This window comes from Paenibacillus jepli, from assembly GCF_047238105.1.
In the GTDB taxonomy this organism is placed as follows: domain Bacteria; phylum Bacillota; class Bacilli; order Paenibacillales; family Paenibacillaceae; genus Paenibacillus_D.
Genome location: NZ_JBDFMD010000001.1, coordinates 1,043,285 through 1,060,000 on the forward strand (window position 1 = coordinate 1,043,285; position 16,716 = coordinate 1,060,000).

Here is a 16,716-nt window from a genome sequence, read left to right on the forward strand (position 1 = left end):
CTCCCTTCCTTGATTGCTGATTCATCCTACAACAGACCATGATCGCTCATGGCCTGGCGACCCTCAGATATCGGCCATAAGCCTCATCCCAGTAATCGCTCGTACGCGGCTGATAGATCTCCGGCGGAAAAGAATCGGTGACCACCTGGCGGATCTCCTGCAGCGACCCGATCTCACCCAAAGCATGAGCCTGGAGCAGCAGGTTGCCTGCCGCCGTCGCCTCAACCGGACCGGCGACGACCGTGCGTCCGGTACTATCAGCTGTCAGCTGGCAGAGCAGCGTATTCTGGATGCCGCCGCCGACCATATAGAGCTGCGGAGCCCGGAAGCCCAGCAGCTGTTCGATCTCTTCGAGCGTCTGCCGGAACTTCAGCGCTAAACTCTCGAGCACGCAGCGGACCAGCTCCGCCTTACTCTGCGGCACTGGCTGTCCCGTGCGCTCGCAGTAAGCCTGGATCCGCTGCGACATCTGCCCGGGTGCCAGGAAGCCAGCGTCCTCGGGATCGATATAGCTCTCGCTGCGCGGGATCCCTCTGGCCAGCTCCACCATCTCGGGATAACTGACCGTCTCGCCTTCCAGCTCCCACTGCCGCTTGCACTCCTGCAACAGCCAGAGACCCATGATGTTCTTGAGGAGACGGATCTTGCCGAACGCTCCCGCTTCATTGGTGAAAGACCAGTCCCTCGCCTGCTCGGTCATGACCGGCCGGTCCGTCTCCAAGCCCATGAGCGACCACGTGCCGCAGCTGATGAACACGGCTTGTTCATGTGAGGCCGGCACGGCGGCGACTGCCGATGCCGTATCGTGCGATCCGGTCGCTACGACCGGAATCGGCGGCATCCGCAGCTCCTCGCAGAGGGCGTCCGTGAGCTGTCCGCAGCGCGTCCCCGGCTCGACCAGGTCCGCGAACAACTGCCGGGGCAGCGCCATCCGTTCCAGCACTGCAGCCGACCAAGTCCGCTGCAGCGGATCGAGCAGTCCGCTTGTGCTGGCGATCGTGTACTCGGTGGATTGCTCCCCGGACAGATAGTAGCGGAACAGATCCGGCATGAACAGCAGCCGGACGTCTCCCGCAGCCAGCAGCCCGCTCAGCTCGCCGCGCATTGCATGCAACTGGAAGATCGTGTTGAACTGCAAGGGCTGAATCCCGGTTGCCGCGAACATCTCCCGCTCCGGGAACTGCTGGAATACCTGCTCCATTACGCCGTCGGTGCGGGCATCGCGATAATGGACGGGATGGCTGACCAGTCGGCCGGCGCTGTCGACCAGCCCGAAGTCTACCCCCCAGGTGTCGACCGAGACCGAGGCCGGCGCCCCTTCGGCATGCTTGCGGAATGCGCGTATCCCCGCCTTCAGCTCGTGGAACAGCCGCAGGAAGTCCCAATGCAGCGTATGCCCCAGCTGGACCGGTTCATTGGCGAACCTGTGGATCTCCGACAGCGTCAGCCGGCGGCCATCGAAGCCGCCGAGCATAACTCTGCCGCTGCTGGCGCCATAATCCGCCGCCAGCATGTGCAGCACTCGGTTACTCACCGCCGTCACTCCCTTCTAGTGGTAGTTCAAAAAGCCCTTTTGATCACGAAGAAGTGATCAGCCCTTACTTGTACAGCGGTCCAAAGGTGCTGCATGCCCGGAAGTCTGCGCCTTCCGGATCAGCCGTTCCGAAGTTGCCCCAGGCGCGCGGGCGGAACACTTCCTCCTGCGGCACATTATGCATGCTGACCGGGATGCGGAGAATCGAGGCCAGGGTGATCAGGTCCGAGCCGATATGGCCGTAGGAGATCGAGCCGTGGTTGGAGCCCCAATAATCCATGACCGAGTACGCGTCGGTGAATGCGCCGCTGCCTGTCAGTACCGGAGCAAACCAGGTTGTCGGCCAGGTCGGATCGGTCCGTTTGTCGAGCGTATCGTGCACGTCCTCCGGCAGATCGACCGTATACCCTTGCGCAATCTGCAGTACCGGTCCCAGACCTTTGACAAGATTGAGCCTGGACATCGTCACCGGCATGCCGCCCCGGGTCAGGAAGTCGGAGGAGTAACCGCCGCCGCGGAAATACTCCGCTGATGCAGGACGCCAGGAGGTCGCTTTCAGACAAGCGTCCACTTCCTCGTCCGTGATCTGCCAATGCGGCTTCAGCACCGGCTGGCCGTCCCGACTCTGCTCGCCCGTGCCGTCGAGCGCCGCCGGACCGGAGTTGATCAGATGGAGGATGCCGCCCTTGGCGTGGCCGCTCAGCTCATGACCGGTTACCCGTTTCACCGCATCCGGACTCCAATACGTCCGCACGTCGGCGAAGATCTGCGCCGTATTGGTGAGCAGGTAGCCGAAGAGCATCGCCACGCCATTCAGGCTGTCGTTCTCGGTTGCCACCAGGTAAGGCGCGCGCTTGCCGTTCCAGTCGAACGACGAGTTGAGGATCGCTTCCGGGAAGTCGCCATTAGGGAAATGGTCGGTCCACTGGCGTTGTCCCTGGAAGCCGGAGACGATCGCGTTGTGACCGAGCGCCTCCTCTCCGAAGCCCAGCTGATCCAGCTTCGGATTGCCGACCATCAGGTCGCGGATCACCAGCGCCATCTTGACATTGACTTCCCAGTCCTTGTCCTTCTTCTCCCGCGAGGACTGCAGCCGCTCCGGATTGTTGTCCGCGCCTTCGGCGCAGTTCTCCTTCACCCAGCTCATCGCCAGCTCGTACTCTTCGGGATCGAAGATCTCCTCCTCGATGCGCCGCGTCAGCTCGGACATGTCGACATATTCGTTGCGCATGCCCAGATAGTTCTGGAACAGCTCTTCATTGACGATCGAGCCTGCGATGCCCATCGACACCGAGCCGACGGCCAGATACGACTTGCCGCGCATCAGCGCGACAGCCAGTCCCGCCCGGGCAAAACGCAGCAGCTTCTCCTGGACATCCGCCGGGATCGTCGTATCGCCTGCATCCTGCACATCATGACCGTAGATGCCGAAGGCCGGCAGTCCCTTCTGGGCATGGCCCGACAAGACAGCTGCCAGGTAGACCGCACCGGGACGCTCGGTGCCGTTGAAGCCCCAGATCGCCTTGGGCAGCATCGGATCCATGTCCATCGTCTCCGTGCCGTAGCACCAGCAAGGCGTGACCGTAATCGACACGCCGACGCCTTCCTTGCGGAATTTCTCGGCCGATGCCGCAGCCTCGGCGACGCCGCCGATGCATGTATCGGAGATGACGCATTCCACCGCGGAGCCGTCAGGATACCGCAATGTTTCGCTGAGCAAGCCGGCTACCGCTTTGGCCATGTTCATCGTCTGCTCCTCCAGCGACTCCCTTACGCCTCTGCGCCGCCCGTCGATTGTTGGCCGGATACCGATCTTTGGAAACCCGAGTGCCCATCTGTTATCGCTTACATTCATCTGCGATTGCCTCCTTTTAATCTGCTATGCTTTCTATTTTACCGTGAGCGCCAGCCATGGTTAACCTACTATTCTGCTGTATTGACGGAGACAAATAGCAACAAACTGACCCCGGGCAGCAAGATGCGAAGGCGATGCATCTGCGCTATAATGTAGTTATCCATTGCAGTGGAGGAGAAGGGCATGCCCAAAATTGAAATCCCGCATATCAAAACCGACCGTTTTCGTTTCATTCATCCGCCCGAGCTGCTCTTTGCCGGCCAATTGATGGACGAACGGCATTTTCATACCCCGCGCGAGGCGCACGAGGACTACTGCGAGATCCTCTATGTCTCGGAAGGCGCAGGCGAGTTCATCATCGATGACAAGCTGTATCCCGCCCGGCAAGGGGACATTATCCTGTACAACAGCGGAGTTATGCACGAGGAGCGTTCTTCGGCAGAGTCGCCGCTGCGGATCTTCTATTGCGGCGTCAGCCATCTGCATATCGAGGGCATCCCGGCCGGCGATCTGCTCCCCCCTTCGATCGAACCGGTCATCCCGGCGGACAAATATGCTTACAAGATCGAGAGCTATCTGAGCGAGATCCTCGAGGAGTGCAATGCCCAGGTGCTCGGCTACGAGACGCTGACCCAGAACCTGCTCATGTCGCTGATTACGCTTATCTACCGTGTCGTTGACGTCAAGCATTCCTTCCACGACTTCACGGGCAAGAGCGAGATTACGCTGCGGACCAAAGCTTTTATCGACCGCAATTACACCAAGAGCCTGACGCTTAAGGACATCGCTGATACGCTGTATGTCAGCCAGCACTACCTCTCCCACCTGTTCAAGAAGGATCTGGGCGACTCGCCGATCAATTATATGATCACCCGCCGGATCGACGAGGCGAAGCGGCTGCTGCAGCAGACCGACAAGCCCATCTATGAGATCGCCGCAATGGTCGGCTACGAGAACGACAAGTATTTTTCCATGCTGTTCAAAAAAGTCGTCTCCCGCACCCCCGGGGCATACCGGGAGCATGTACGGAGCAAAAACAGTTGACGCAGGAGGCATGGCATTGCGGACACAATAGCTGCTATTTCAGACAAACCCTTGTTTGGAACTGGCTGATCGGACGCACCATCCGTTATTTTATACCCTTGTTGATCCATACATCCGCTCCGTATACCGCGTGACCTGCTCATCATAGTCCGGATAGGCATAGCCCAACTGTTCTGACACCTCCCGGGAATAGCGGCGGAACAAGTCGTAGCACGTCCGCAGCGACTGCCACATCTGGGGGTAGCCCTCCTGCGCATAGGTGGAGAGCAGCGTCTGCCAATCCTCGGGCGGCAGGTAACGGTCGATAAATTTATAGTTCTTGCCCACACTAAATGTATATCCCCGCTCCGCGCCGATGTGCCAGGCCATCATCCGCAGCAGGTTGGGCCGGGCGATCCCGCTCAGATGATCGACCGCGAACAACAGCTCGCCGCGCGCCAGTCCTTTGACGACATAGGTCGAGACAAACCAAAATTCATTGCAGCAGTCGTCGAATTCTCTTGCCGTCGGCTTGCGGATCCAATAGCGCTGGTCGGTCGGGACGACCTCGCGGCTGATCCGTTTATCCTTGTCCATCAGTACCTCAACCAGGCCGTCACTGCCAGTGAAGTAATCGTCCAGCTCATCGATCGGGATCAGCGTCAGATCGATCTTGTTGCCGTCTTCGAACAGCATCAGATAAGAAAACCAATTGCCGTACTCAGGCGGGAACAATTCCATATCCTCCGGCTTCTGCAGGATAATCCGCTTGCCGAAGTGCTCCAGCCATCCGTCATCGGCCTTGAACGCTTCCATGTCGGTGACAAAGTAGGCGATATCATAATCCTGATAATCATCGGGCGCGATATTGCAGTTCGCCCGCGAGCCTTCCAGCGTCACGATGCGGATCCGCTCATCCCGCTCGGCGAATCCGAGCAGCAGCGCCATCATGTCCTGATTGCTTCGCATAGGTACAGACCTCCTCTCTATTTCCAATTATAGCAAAACACCTGCCCCACGGGTCCAACTCCGTGGGAACAGGTGCTGCTTGTTCACGTAAAGGATACATCTACGGCGCGATAACGCCTTTTTTCAGGATGATGTTGGCATAGAGTGCGCCCTCGCCCGTAGCTACGATCGCATAAGCCCGTTTGGCCCGCTCGTAGAAGGCGAAGCGTTCGACATGCTCAAAGTCCGAGTGTTCCGGCTCATGTCTGGCGACGATCTGGCGGTACGTCTCCCAGATCGGCGTCTCGACCGGATCGCCGGACACGACCTCCATGAGCGCAACCGCCCGTTCGGCGTAGGGGTCCAGCGGGAAGAGCGTCAGGATCGCATCCAGCAGCTCGGGGATCGCATGCCCGTCTGCCCGGAGGAGCCGCTGGGCATGGCTGGCTGCAGGGAAGTTGCCGTCGCCGATCACCAGTTCATCACCATGGCCCATCTCCATCAGTATCTTCAACAGCTCGGGCGAGATGATCGCCGGGATACCTTTCAACATCGTACAACGCCTCCTGTATGTTGCTATCGTCTTCTACCAGCCTAACATGAAAGCGTTGCCTTGCCTATCCTCGCATCCTGTCTCCTTTCCTCCACTATCCTGCCAAACCATGGCACCGGGGCCGGGATGGTTACGTCGTACGGATCCACACCTGCATCTCCCCAGGCTTGCGATTGCCCCAGGCGTAATACGGGACGGCCTTGACATCCAGCCGTTTCGTCTGCTTTGGTGCCTCCCGGTACAGCTGCCCCTGCCAATCCGACTCCAGCTCGGCCTGCGCTTCGGCTGTCAGTGTGACCAACCCGCCGGGCAGCAGTGGTTCGGTATGCTCGGACAGCGCTGACTCGCGCGGCAGGATGACCGAAGCCAACACCTCCTGATTGTCCTGCTCCTCCAGGCAATAGACAAGCGGTCCGCGCTGCAGCGCGACCTTGCCGGCATTGGCCCGGACACGCGGGTGGGCATACAGCCGCACCGGCTTCATCTCGGCATCCAGGAGGAGCGTGTCCCCCGCTTGCCACTGGCGCGTGATGTAGGCATACCCGTCACGCACATTAGCTGATACCTGCTCACCGTTTACCGTCAGCGTCATTCCGTCCGCCCAGCCGGGCACCCGGCAAGCGATCGTAAATGTCCCGGCCTGCTCCGGCTGCACGGACAGCTTCACAGCGCCGTTCCAAGGATAGCCGCTCTCCATCTGCAGCCGCACCTCGCCAAGGGAAAGCTGAAGACTCGCTTCACTGCCGATATACAGATGGGTATAGATCGTATCCTGCGAAGCGGTGTAGATGTACTCTCCCAGCGACGCGATCAGGCGGGCGACGTTGGGCGGGCAGCAGGAGCAGCCATACCAGGCTTGGCGGACGGCTTTGACATGCCGTCGGCCGGGATTTTTCTCGCTCGCTTCCGGCCAGACCTCCATCGGGTTGACGTAGAAGTAATGCTTGCCGTCTGCAGCCATGCCGGCGATAACCGTATTATAGAGCGCCCGCTCCATCACATCGGCGTATTCGCCTTTGGCTTCGAGCTGCAGCATCCGTTTGGCCCAGAAGATCAGCCCTACCGATGCGCACGTCTCGGAATAGTTGGTCTCGTTAGGCAGATCGTAATCGAAGGTGAAGGCTTCACCGTGGAATGTCGAGCCGATCCCCCCGGTGATGTACATCTGCTTGTGGACCGTGTTGTGCCACAGCCTGCGGCAAGCCTCGAGCAAGGCTTCATCTCCGGTATGAAGGGCCAGATCTGCCATTCCGGTATACATGTAGACTGCCCGCACCGCATGACCAACGGCGACAGATTGCTCTCTCACCGGTTCGTGCGCCTGGTGATAAGCCAGATTCGGCGTCCCGGACGGTCCTTTGGTCCAATGGCCGATCCGGCCCCGATCCTCCCACTCCTGGACGAAGAACTGAGGTTCCGCCCCCCGCTCATTGATAAAAAACTCCGCCAGACGCAAGTAGCGCTCCTCACCCGTTGCCCGGTACAGCTTGACCAGCGCCAGCTCCACCTCCTGATGGCCATCATAACCGCGGATTTGTCCGGGGCCCGGTCCAAACCGCTCATCGATATGATCGGCGAACCGGCAGACGACCTCCAGCAGCTTGCGCTTGCCGGTCGCCTCATAGTAAGCCACCGCAGCCTCAATCATATGGCCTGCACAGTACATCTCGTGGCAATCCAACAGATTCGTCCAGCGATTGCCCGGCTCTTTGACGGTATAGAAGGTGTTCAGATAGCCATCGGGCTGCTGCGCTTCGGCGATCAGGTCGATCGTCTCGTCGGCCCGCCTCTCCAGCTCGGCATCGGGATGCAGCGCCAGCGCGTATCCTACCGCTTCCAGCCATTTGGCGACGTCGCTGTCCTGGAACACCATGCCGCCGTATTCGCCTTGTTCTCTTCCAGCAGCAATCCGGAAATTGCGGATCGCATAGCTCGGCTCGGCGCCCTGGATCCGGTCATGCAGCGCCTCCCATTGATAAGGGATGACGGTTTCCTTGACGAGTGCATCATAAGCGGACCAAAAATCGTCGCGGATACGCACTTGCTTGAGGGGGATGCCTTGAATTGCGGGTTCGATAATATGCTGTGTCTTGGTCATCGGATTTCACGCTCCTGTATGGGGTTGCTTTCACTTTATCAAATGCGCGTGAACGCTGTCAGTATGCTATGATGTATTTTAGGTGTCAAAAACTGACCTCGTGTTGAAAGGGGGGATTTCAGATGGCTATCCTTCACATTCCGATTCATGAGCCGGTAACTTACCTCTCGGGGGGCCAATTCTTGTCAACTGGCACCTGGGTGCACCGCGAGCGGACGATCGACAGCTACGAGTTGATCCTCGGCATCTCGGAGGTGATGTACTTCCAGATCCATGACCGACTCTATGAGCTGGCCCCTGGCGACGTACTGCTGCTGTGCCCGGATGAGCGCCATCGCGGCTATCGGCCGTCTCCGGCCAATCTGTCGTTCTACTGGTTTCACTTCCAGTGTCCGGTGCCTCCGGCAGCGTTGTCTGAGGTTCAGGAGAAGACTTGCCACGATCACCCCGGGGCAGAAGATGTACTTCTGATCCCGACGTATATACAATCCCCGATGCCTGCGCGGCTGCATATCCTCGCCCAGCAGCTGCTGCATGTCGGCATCGGCCGCTATCATCATCCGAGGGCTGCCGACTTTTTCCTCACCTCGCTGCTGATCGAGTTGTCGCAACAATATGTGCAGCAGCGTCAGCTAACGGAGGAGAGGATCACGGACCACAGCTTTCCCCGCATGCTGGAGTGGCTGCGGCTGCACGCCTGCGACAAACAGCTGAGTGTCGAGCGGGTAGCGGAGCTGTTCACCTACAACAAGGACTATCTCTCCAGGATGTTCAAGCGACGAATGGGAACCAATATGCTCTCTTACATCCATCGTCTCAAGCTGGACAGGGCCAAGGATCTGCTCTCCCGGACGCCGCTCAATATCAAGGAGATTGCCGACCGCGTCGGTCTGGAGGATGACAAGCAGCTGATCAAATTATTCAAACGCTACGAAGGACTCACGCCGACCCAGTATCGCAAGGCCTTTATCCTGACGTATATGAACGATGATTGACCAGGTTGACAGCCAAAACGCCCCCAGCTCCGTCATGCGAAGCCGGGGGCGTTGCTATTAGGTACTATTTGGTGACCGCGCGGTCCTTGCCTTTGTCGGAGTCGCCGACCACCTTGTTGGTCGCTTCTCTGTTCGCTTGCATCTCCTCCACCGTCTTCACCTTCAGACGCGCTGCCCCCTGATAGTCGCTGGTAGGGATCAGATTGCCCGAAGCCAGACGCTCCTTGGCGGCTGCAATGGCTTCCGTATACTGCGGCAGCCATTGCTCCTGAGCGACCAGCATCTCATCGACCATCTGCCAGATCTCCTTGGGATTGCAGACGGCGCCGACCAGCGGATCCATCATGAAGGCCTGACGCAGCAGCTTGTCGTCTCCCTTCACAGCTGCTTCTACGGCAAGACGCTGCACCGAGATGCTCACATTGCAGACTGCAGCCGGGCCGAGCGGCAGGTCGCCGACCACCGGCATCGAGATGCCGTTGCCGTCGACATAACCAGGCGCTTCGATGATCGCGTCGTCCGGCAGGTTGCTGATGACGCCGCGGTTCTCCACATTGAAGTGTCCCCGGTATACCGTGCCTGTCTCCAGCGCCTCGATGATGTACGACCCGTGTTCGTTGCCGCGTTTCTCCGATTTGAATTCGAATGCCGGATCCTTCAGCCAGTTCGGGAAATCCGTCTCGAACCAGTTCCGGCCTTCTGTACAGACACGCAGATACCCGCCGGTCTCGCCATTGATCCAGCTGCCCAGATCGATCCAGTCGTTAATCTCCTCTGGACGCTTGCGGTACCAAGGCACATATTCACTCAGATGGCCATTGGACTCGGTGCTGTAGTAGCCGAAGCGGCGCAGCATATCGATACGCACCTTCTCCGTGCGGCTGAAATCTTCGTGGCGCTCGAAGGCTTCCAGCAGCCCTTCCGTGAGATCCTTGCCGTTGTGGCGGATCTGGATATACCAGGTCTGATGATTGATGCCAGCGCAGATGATATCCACGTCCTTCTTCTCCAGACCATAGACATCGGCGATCTGCTTATGACCGTGCTGGACGCCATGACAAAGTCCAACCGTACGGACGCCGCCATACTTGTTGCAGGCCCAGGTCATCATCGCCATCGGGTTGGCATAGTTGAGCAGCAGCACGTCGGAATGCGCGACCTCGCGGATATCCCGGCAGATATTCAGCATCTCGGCAATACCGCGCTGTCCGTACATGATCCCGCCTGCGCACAGCGTATCCCCCACACATTGGTCGACCCCATACTTCAGCGGGATATCGACATCCGTCGCAAATGCCTCCAGCCCGCCTACCCGGATCGTGCACAGTACATATTTGGCATCCTTCAGCGCTTCCCGGCGGTCGGTCGTCGACTGGATCTGGATCGACAGGCCGTTCTCCCGGATATCCCGCTGGCACAGCTCGGTGACCATCTCGAGATTATGGGCATTGATGTCCGTAAATGCAACTTCAATCTCACGAAATGCAGGCACCGACAACAGATCGCGCAGGATTCCCCGTGTAAAGCCGATACTCCCTGCGCCGATAAAAGCAACCTTGAATGACATAATATTTCCCTCCAGATTCTTGACTATGGAATAGCTGCTGTTTATGTTCATAGTATAGCAAGCTTGAAGGGGAAGCGTTATCAATATCGTCACTTGTTGTTTCTAGAGCTGTCAACTATCGTCACCTGATTGGGGATAATGGCGGCTCTCCGATGCGGTCGAACGGCGGTAATCCATCGGCGTCATCCCGGTATGCTTCTTGAACAATGCATGGAAATATTGTCGGCTGTTGAGACCGATATAGTCAGAGATCTCGATGATCGGGATGTCGGTGCGGGAGAGCAGCATTTTCGCCTTATCCATCCGCAACGACGTTAGATAGCTATTCATCGTTCTTCCCGTCTGCTGCTTGAAGATGCGCTGGACATATCCGGGATGCAGATTGACCGCCATTGCTACGTCCTTGACCTGGATATCCTGATCATAGTGATGATGCAAGTATTCGATGCTGTGCCTGACATACTGCTCCAACGGCTGGACTTCGCTGCGTGCCGCTTCCTCCAGCAAGCGTGAGAGGCGGATAAGCAACTGCGCGAACAAAAGGTGGATTAATGGTACTTGAGAGGACGGCTGATAATCCAGCTCCACTACCAGCCCTTTTAATATGGCATATACTTCATCCTGATCGGAGAGCACCCAGTAACTCCGTTCCCGCCGCCAGAGCTCCGACAACTCATCACCGGTCATCGACCACAGCGACGGCATCTCGCCCGATGCCTGACTAAATCCGAATTCCAGATTCAGCATTCGGCAGCTCTGCTCCACGATCAACCGGTGTTGCACATTGGCATCGATCAGGATGAAGTCTCCTTTCTTTAACAGCAGGACATCGACAGAGTGGTCCGGACATTGTACTTCGATCTGGCAGGCACCATGGATCATATACATAATTTCAGTTGAGTCATGACGATGAAAAGCCATCTCGTAGGCTTGCCAGTGCTTAAAATAATACGCGTAAATGTGCGGATACCATTCGGATTGCAGTAAGCCTCGGTCATATAAACTACCTTTCATCCGTACTGCCTCCATTGACAAATAGAATCTAAAATAACCTTGCAAAAAAAGATCAGGGCACTAACTCCCTGACCTTAAGCATGCCTGAAACGAGCCTGCTTGGCAACTTACTCTTTTGTCTGAATAGGCAAACTTTTACTACTGGCCAATAACTCGGAAACGGTCACCAGCGCATACCCCTGCGACTTCAGCTCCGGTAAAATCTGTTTCAACGCTTCTATCGTCTCCATAGATCCTGGGACATAATCGTGGAAGAGGACGATATCCCCATTGCGGGCATTGTTTAGAACTTTGTCGACGATTGCTTGGATTCCCGGTTTTCGCCAGTCCTTCGTGTCCTGATGCCAAGACCAAAGGACCGTCGTGTACCCGAGTCTGCGCGCCTTATGGATCATGGCTTCATTGTAATAGCCGCCAGGCGGCCGGAAGAGGGAAGGCTTCGGAACATCGAGCGCATGCAATGCTTTCTCTGCCAGGACGATCTCTTCGTGCATCTTGGCCGGATCAGAGTTCCGACTGAAATAAGCATGATTGTAGGTGTGGTTGGCAACTTCATGGCCTTCGTTGATCTCCCGGCGGACCAGATCCGCATAACGCTGGACACGATTGCCCACCACAAAAAACGTTGCCCTTGCATCATATTGATCAAGAAGATCCAGGATAGCGCTCGTGCTTGGAGGGTAGGGCCCGTCGTCAAAAGTCAGGGCGATCTTTTTGTCCTGGGTCGGCACTTCCCAGACAATCTCCCCTTTTCTCTCGTAATAGTAACGATCCTTCTTGATTACAGGTCCTTCGAACCCGCACAGCAAGCCCGGTAGAATAAGCAGCAGCAATAACCTGGTCCCGTTCATGAGACGAGTCCCTCCCTGCACAAAATAAAAATCGGGGGTCGCCCCCCGAATATAATGGTTAACGGAACGGTGCAGCTACGGCATTGGCAATATCGCGAACGATCATGCCCACATCATGTGTAAATTCCTCAATGGGACCACCATTCATAGCATTGCCCTGAAGCGTCTGTATTTTACCATGCAGATTTCTGTCCGTTGTTACATGAACTTTATAGTTTTCGTGTTGCTTTTGGATCATTTTTTTGACTTGTTGTTCAGTATGACTTGTGCGTTTCTGGTCGTTACCTTCGATATCCAGCCCAACGATAATGTCATTGTTATGGACGATCGCCGTTGCTCTGGTTACACCAGGCACACGTTGTGCAGCAGCAGCGATCTGTTCCGCCTTCTGCATATCAACCGCTGTCTGCTCACCATTTCCTCTACCCTCGTTGTTAGGCTGCATCCCCAATTCCCGACCCACATCCTGGCCGAGCTCCCGAATATCTTCTTGGGTCCGTCTGGCTTGCTGCTGGACGTTATTGGCAGGGTTATCTGTTGTATTCTGTTGGGTACAGCCCGGCAATACGAGAGCGGCTGCCAAAGTCAGGCTCGTAATTGCCCATGTAAAGCGATGTTTCATCGTAGTCAACCTCCCTTTTGTGGTAAAGGTAGGTTGTGCAGATACCAGATTGAATATACATCATTCGTCGCAGTTAGTCTGGCAAGTAAGTATAAGCAGGGAATGCAGCTGCTTGTCCCCGCAGCCGTCCTTGGTCATCCGCCAGATTCCAGACGGTAGCCTGCTCGATATAGAAGCGCCGCCCACTCCTGGCGATCCGAATGCCTGTGTAATCATCGACATAACCACGGGCATGTACCTGCTGCAAAAAATGCTTCCGTGCCTCTCGTTCCATCGGTTCCGCTGTCAGTCGGGAAGGTGTCGCCACAAATAAATCCCACGACATCTCCCATAACTTCAGCGCTTGAGCGTTACCATAATTCAGGATCGGATCGGCTTCCGTACCATGAGACAAAACAACAAGGGGCGCCTGTTCGATCGCCTGGGCAGCAGTCTGATCTGTTGCCAGAGATAACAGATTTTTACCGGTCAGCCGATGGTAACTGTCCAGCAGCAGGCGGGCATGCATATCCCGTGTCCCGATGCCGCGGATCTCTTCCAGTGACATAACGACGGTTCCTCCTTTTTATGAAATAGAAAAACCCTTGCAGCGCAAGGGTCCGGAATATGAAAAGTGGAGCGGGTGATGGGAATCGAACCCACGCCATCAGCTTGGAAGGCTGAGGTTCTACCATTGAACTACACCCGCAAATTAAAAAAATGGTCGGGATGACACGATTTGAACATGCGACCCCCTGGTCCCAAACCAGGTGCTCTACCAAGCTGAGCTACATCCCGAAAAGATGGAGCGGAAGACGGGAATCGAACCCGCGACCCTCGCCTTGGCAAGGCGATGCTCTACCGCTGAGCCACTTCCGCAAAGTATGGTGCGGTCGAGAGGACTCGAACCTCCACGGCTGTTACACCACTAGAACCTGAATCTAGCGCGTCTGCCAATTCCGCCACGACCGCATACTTTGAAACCACTGACAATCATCTTGAAAAATCTGGCGGAGCTGACGGGATTCGAACCCGCGGTCTCCTGCGTGACAGGCAGGCATGTTAGGCCTCTACACCACAGCTCCAGAGTCAATCTCGATTATGTAATCGAAAGTAGATTGGTTGCGGGGGCAGGATTTGAACCTGCGGCCTTCGGGTTATGAGCCCGACGAGCTACCGGGCTGCTCCACCCCGCGTCAGTAAAGTCATTCTTAAGGCATTGCACCTTAAAAACTGGATGCGAATCAAAGCAAGGTAAGTCTTAGCTGAGATATTTAGGATAAGCCCTCGACCGATTAGTATCCGTCAGCTGCATGCATTGCTGCACTTCCACCCCGGACCTATCAACCTGGTCGTCTACCAGGGGTCTTACATACTGGGAAATCTCATCTTGAGGGGGGCTTCACGCTTAGATGCTTTCAGCGTTTATCCCGTCCGTACATAGCTACCCAGCGGTGCTCCTGGCGGAACAACTGGTACACCAGCGGTACGTCCATCCCGGTCCTCTCGTACTAAGGACAGCTCCTCTCAAATTTCCTACGCCCACGACAGATAGGGACCGAACTGTCTCACGACGTTCTGAACCCAGCTCGCGTACCGCTTTAATGGGCGAACAGCCCAACCCTTGGGACCTACTTCAGCCCCAGGATGCGATGAGCCGACATCGAGGTGCCAAACCTCCCCGTCGATGTGGACTCTTGGGGGAGATAAGCCTGTTATCCCCAGGGTAGCTTTTATCCGTTGAGCGATGGCCCTTCCATGCGGTACCACCGGATCACTAAGCCCGACTTTCGTCCCTGCTCGACTTGTAGGTCTCGCAGTCAAGCTCCCTTATGCCTTTGCACTCTACGAATGATTTCCAACCATTCTGAGGGAACCTTGGGGCGCCTCCGTTACACTTTAGGAGGCGACCGCCCCAGTCAAACTGCCCGCCTGACACGGTCCCCCTACCGGATTCACGGTAGTGGGTTAGAACTCCGATACGATCAGGGTGGTATCCCAACGGCGCCTCCACCGAAGCTGGCGCTCCGGCTTCCAAGGCTCCCACCTATCCTGTACAGATCGTACCAAAGTCCAATATCAAGCTGCAGTAAAGCTCCATGGGGTCTTTCCGTCTTGTCGCGGGTAACCTGCATCTTCACAGGTATTAAAATTTCACCGGATCTCTCGTTGAGACAGCGCCCAAGTCGTTACGCCATTCGTGCGGGTCAGAATTTACCTGACAAGGAATTTCGCTACCTTAGGACCGTTATAGTTACGGCCGCCGTTTACTGGGGCTTCGGTTCACAGCTTCGGGTTGCCCCTAACCGCTCCCCTTAACCTTCCAGCACCGGGCAGGCGTCAGCCCGTATACTTCGCCTTACGGCTTCGCACAGACCTGTGTTTTTGCTAAACAGTCGCTTGGGCCTTTTCACTGCGGCCCCCTCGGGCTATTCACCCTACCGAGGCACCCCTTCTCCCGAAGTTACGGGGTCATTTTGCCGAGTTCCTTAACGAGAGTTCTTCCGCGCGCCTTAGCATGCTCTGCTCGCCTACCTGTGTCGGTTTACGGTACGGGCACCTTCACCTGGCTAGAAGCTTTTCTTGGCAGCTGGAGCTCATGACCTTCGCTACTGTAATTTTCGCTCCCCATCACAGCCCAGCCTTACGATGAGCGGATTTGCCTACTCATCAGCCTCACTGCTTGGACGGACATCCATCAGTCCGCGTCACTACCCTTCTGCGTCACTCCATTGCTCATAACGGCTACGGTGGTACAGGAATATCCACCTGTTGTCCATCCACTACGCCTTTCGGCCTCGCGTTAGGTCCCGACTTACCCTGAGCGGACGAGCCTTCCTCAGGAACCCTTAGGCTTTCGGCGGATCAGATTCTCACTGATCTTTTCGTTACTCATACCGGCATTCTCACTTGTGTACCGTCCACCAGTCCTTACGGTCTGACTTCAACCTATACACAACGCTCCCCTACCCAAGTACCCTAAGGTACATGCCATAGCTTCGGTGGTGTGTTTAGCCCCGTTACATTTTCGGCGCAGAGTCACTCGACCAGTGAGCTATTACGCACTCTTTAAATGGTGGCTGCTTCTAAGCCAACATCCTGGTTGTCTGGGCAACTCCACATCCTTTCCCACTTAACACACACTTGGGGACCTTAGCTGATGATCTGGGCTGTTTCCCTCTTGACAATGGATCTTAGCACTCACTGTCTGACTCCCGGTCATACGTCTATGGCATTCGGAGTTTGACTGGACTTGGTAACCCTTGCGGGCCCCGCACCCAATCAGTGCTCTACCTCCACGACGCTCACACCGAGGCTAGCCCTAAAGCTATTTCGGGGAGAACCAGCTATCTCCGGGTTCGATTGGAATTTCTCCGCTACCCCCACCTCATCCCCGCATTTTTCAACATGCGTGGGTTCGGGCCTCCAGTGCGTGTTACCGCACCTTCACCCTGGACAGGGGTAGATCACCCGGTTTCGGGTCTACAACCACGTACTATGGCGCCCTATTCAGACTCGCTTTCGCTGCGGCTCCGGCTCTCCACCTTAACCTTGCACGTGATCATAACTCGCCGGTTCATTCTACAAAAGGCACGCCATCACCCATAAAACGGGCTCTGACTTTTTGTAAGCGCGCGGTTTCAGGTTCTCTTTCACTCCCCTTCCGGGGTGCTTTT

Annotated in this window: 12 protein-coding genes, 6 tRNA genes and 1 rRNA gene (1 of these 19 running past the window's edge); 2 read left to right on the plus strand and 17 right to left on the minus strand. The window is 56.5% G+C overall.

The features are described from left to right. Positions 1–46 precede the first annotated feature (46 nt). Complete coding sequence (locus tag ABC336_RS04810) at positions 47–1,534, minus strand: rhamnulokinase (protein WP_413237589.1); 1,488 nt, start codon at positions 1,532–1,534, stop codon at positions 47–49. 64 nt (positions 1,535–1,598) lie between these two features. Further along, positions 1,599–3,389, minus strand: a complete 1,791-nt coding sequence (locus ABC336_RS04815) for an L-fucose isomerase (RefSeq protein WP_413237590.1) — start codon at positions 3,387–3,389, stop codon at positions 1,599–1,601. A 183-nt stretch (positions 3,390–3,572) separates the two neighbouring features. On the opposite strand from ABC336_RS04815, the gene ABC336_RS04820 reads away from it, so the two are divergent. Next, complete coding sequence (locus tag ABC336_RS04820; protein WP_413237591.1) at positions 3,573–4,433, plus strand: AraC family transcriptional regulator; 861 nt, start codon at positions 3,573–3,575, stop codon at positions 4,431–4,433. Between the two features lie 90 nt (positions 4,434–4,523). Here ABC336_RS04820 and ant(6) read toward each other — a convergent pair whose 3' ends face one another. The 3 genes from ant(6) to ABC336_RS04835 form a co-directional block, all read right to left on the minus strand. Then, a complete protein-coding gene (gene ant(6), locus ABC336_RS04825) occupies positions 4,524–5,381 on the minus strand; it encodes an aminoglycoside 6-adenylyltransferase (protein ID WP_413237592.1) in 858 nt (285 codons plus the stop codon). A 100-nt stretch (positions 5,382–5,481) separates the two neighbouring features. After that, positions 5,482–5,913, minus strand: a complete 432-nt coding sequence (fucU, locus tag ABC336_RS04830) for an L-fucose mutarotase (RefSeq protein WP_413237593.1) — start codon at positions 5,911–5,913, stop codon at positions 5,482–5,484. A 130-nt stretch (positions 5,914–6,043) separates the two neighbouring features. After that, positions 6,044–8,011 carry a glycoside hydrolase family 127 protein gene (locus ABC336_RS04835; protein ID WP_413237594.1) on the minus strand — a complete coding sequence of 656 codons (1,968 nt, stop codon included), beginning with the start codon at positions 8,009–8,011 and terminating at the stop codon, positions 6,044–6,046. Between the two features lie 122 nt (positions 8,012–8,133). On the opposite strand from ABC336_RS04835, the gene ABC336_RS04840 reads away from it, so the two are divergent. Next, the gene (locus tag ABC336_RS04840) at positions 8,134–9,006 is read left to right on the plus strand and encodes a helix-turn-helix transcriptional regulator (protein ID WP_413237595.1); all 873 of its coding nucleotides are present in this window, start codon (positions 8,134–8,136) and stop codon (positions 9,004–9,006) included. A gap of 64 nt (positions 9,007–9,070) precedes the next feature. On the opposite strand, the gene melA is transcribed toward ABC336_RS04840, so the two are convergent. From melA to ABC336_RS04900, 12 genes are all read right to left on the minus strand, one after another. Next, a complete protein-coding gene (melA, locus tag ABC336_RS04845; protein WP_413237596.1) occupies positions 9,071–10,573 on the minus strand; it encodes an alpha-glucosidase/alpha-galactosidase in 1,503 nt (500 codons plus the stop codon). Between the two features lie 111 nt (positions 10,574–10,684). Further along, the gene (locus ABC336_RS04850; protein WP_413237597.1) at positions 10,685–11,587 is read right to left on the minus strand and encodes an AraC family transcriptional regulator; all 903 of its coding nucleotides are present in this window, start codon (positions 11,585–11,587) and stop codon (positions 10,685–10,687) included. A gap of 107 nt (positions 11,588–11,694) precedes the next feature. Then, positions 11,695–12,438: a polysaccharide deacetylase family protein gene (locus tag ABC336_RS04855; protein ID WP_413237598.1), complete on the minus strand. Its 744-nt coding sequence runs from the start codon at positions 12,436–12,438 to the stop codon at positions 11,695–11,697. A gap of 58 nt (positions 12,439–12,496) precedes the next feature. Continuing rightward, entirely contained in the window at positions 12,497–13,060 is a 564-nt protein-coding gene (locus ABC336_RS04860) for a YhcN/YlaJ family sporulation lipoprotein (RefSeq protein WP_413237599.1), read from the minus strand. Between the two features lie 73 nt (positions 13,061–13,133). After that, on the minus strand, positions 13,134–13,607 hold the full coding sequence (locus ABC336_RS04865; RefSeq protein ID WP_413237600.1) for an MEKHLA domain-containing protein: 474 nt from the start codon (positions 13,605–13,607) through the stop codon (positions 13,134–13,136). A 67-nt stretch (positions 13,608–13,674) separates the two neighbouring features. Then, positions 13,675–13,748 (minus strand) — tRNA-Gly (locus ABC336_RS04870). A 12-nt stretch (positions 13,749–13,760) separates the two neighbouring features. Further along, positions 13,761–13,837: transfer RNA gene (locus ABC336_RS04875), tRNA-Pro, on the minus strand. 6 nt (positions 13,838–13,843) lie between these two features. After that, positions 13,844–13,918, minus strand: a tRNA-Gly gene (locus ABC336_RS04880). Positions 13,919–13,924: 6 nt separating this feature from the next. Then, a tRNA-Leu gene (locus ABC336_RS04885) sits at positions 13,925–14,011 on the minus strand. 36 nt (positions 14,012–14,047) lie between these two features. Then, a tRNA-Asp gene (locus ABC336_RS04890) sits at positions 14,048–14,124 on the minus strand. 34 nt (positions 14,125–14,158) lie between these two features. After that, positions 14,159–14,235, minus strand: a tRNA-Met gene (locus ABC336_RS04895). A 79-nt stretch (positions 14,236–14,314) separates the two neighbouring features. Then, positions 14,315–16,716, minus strand: a 23S ribosomal RNA gene (locus ABC336_RS04900); it runs 523 nt beyond the window's last position.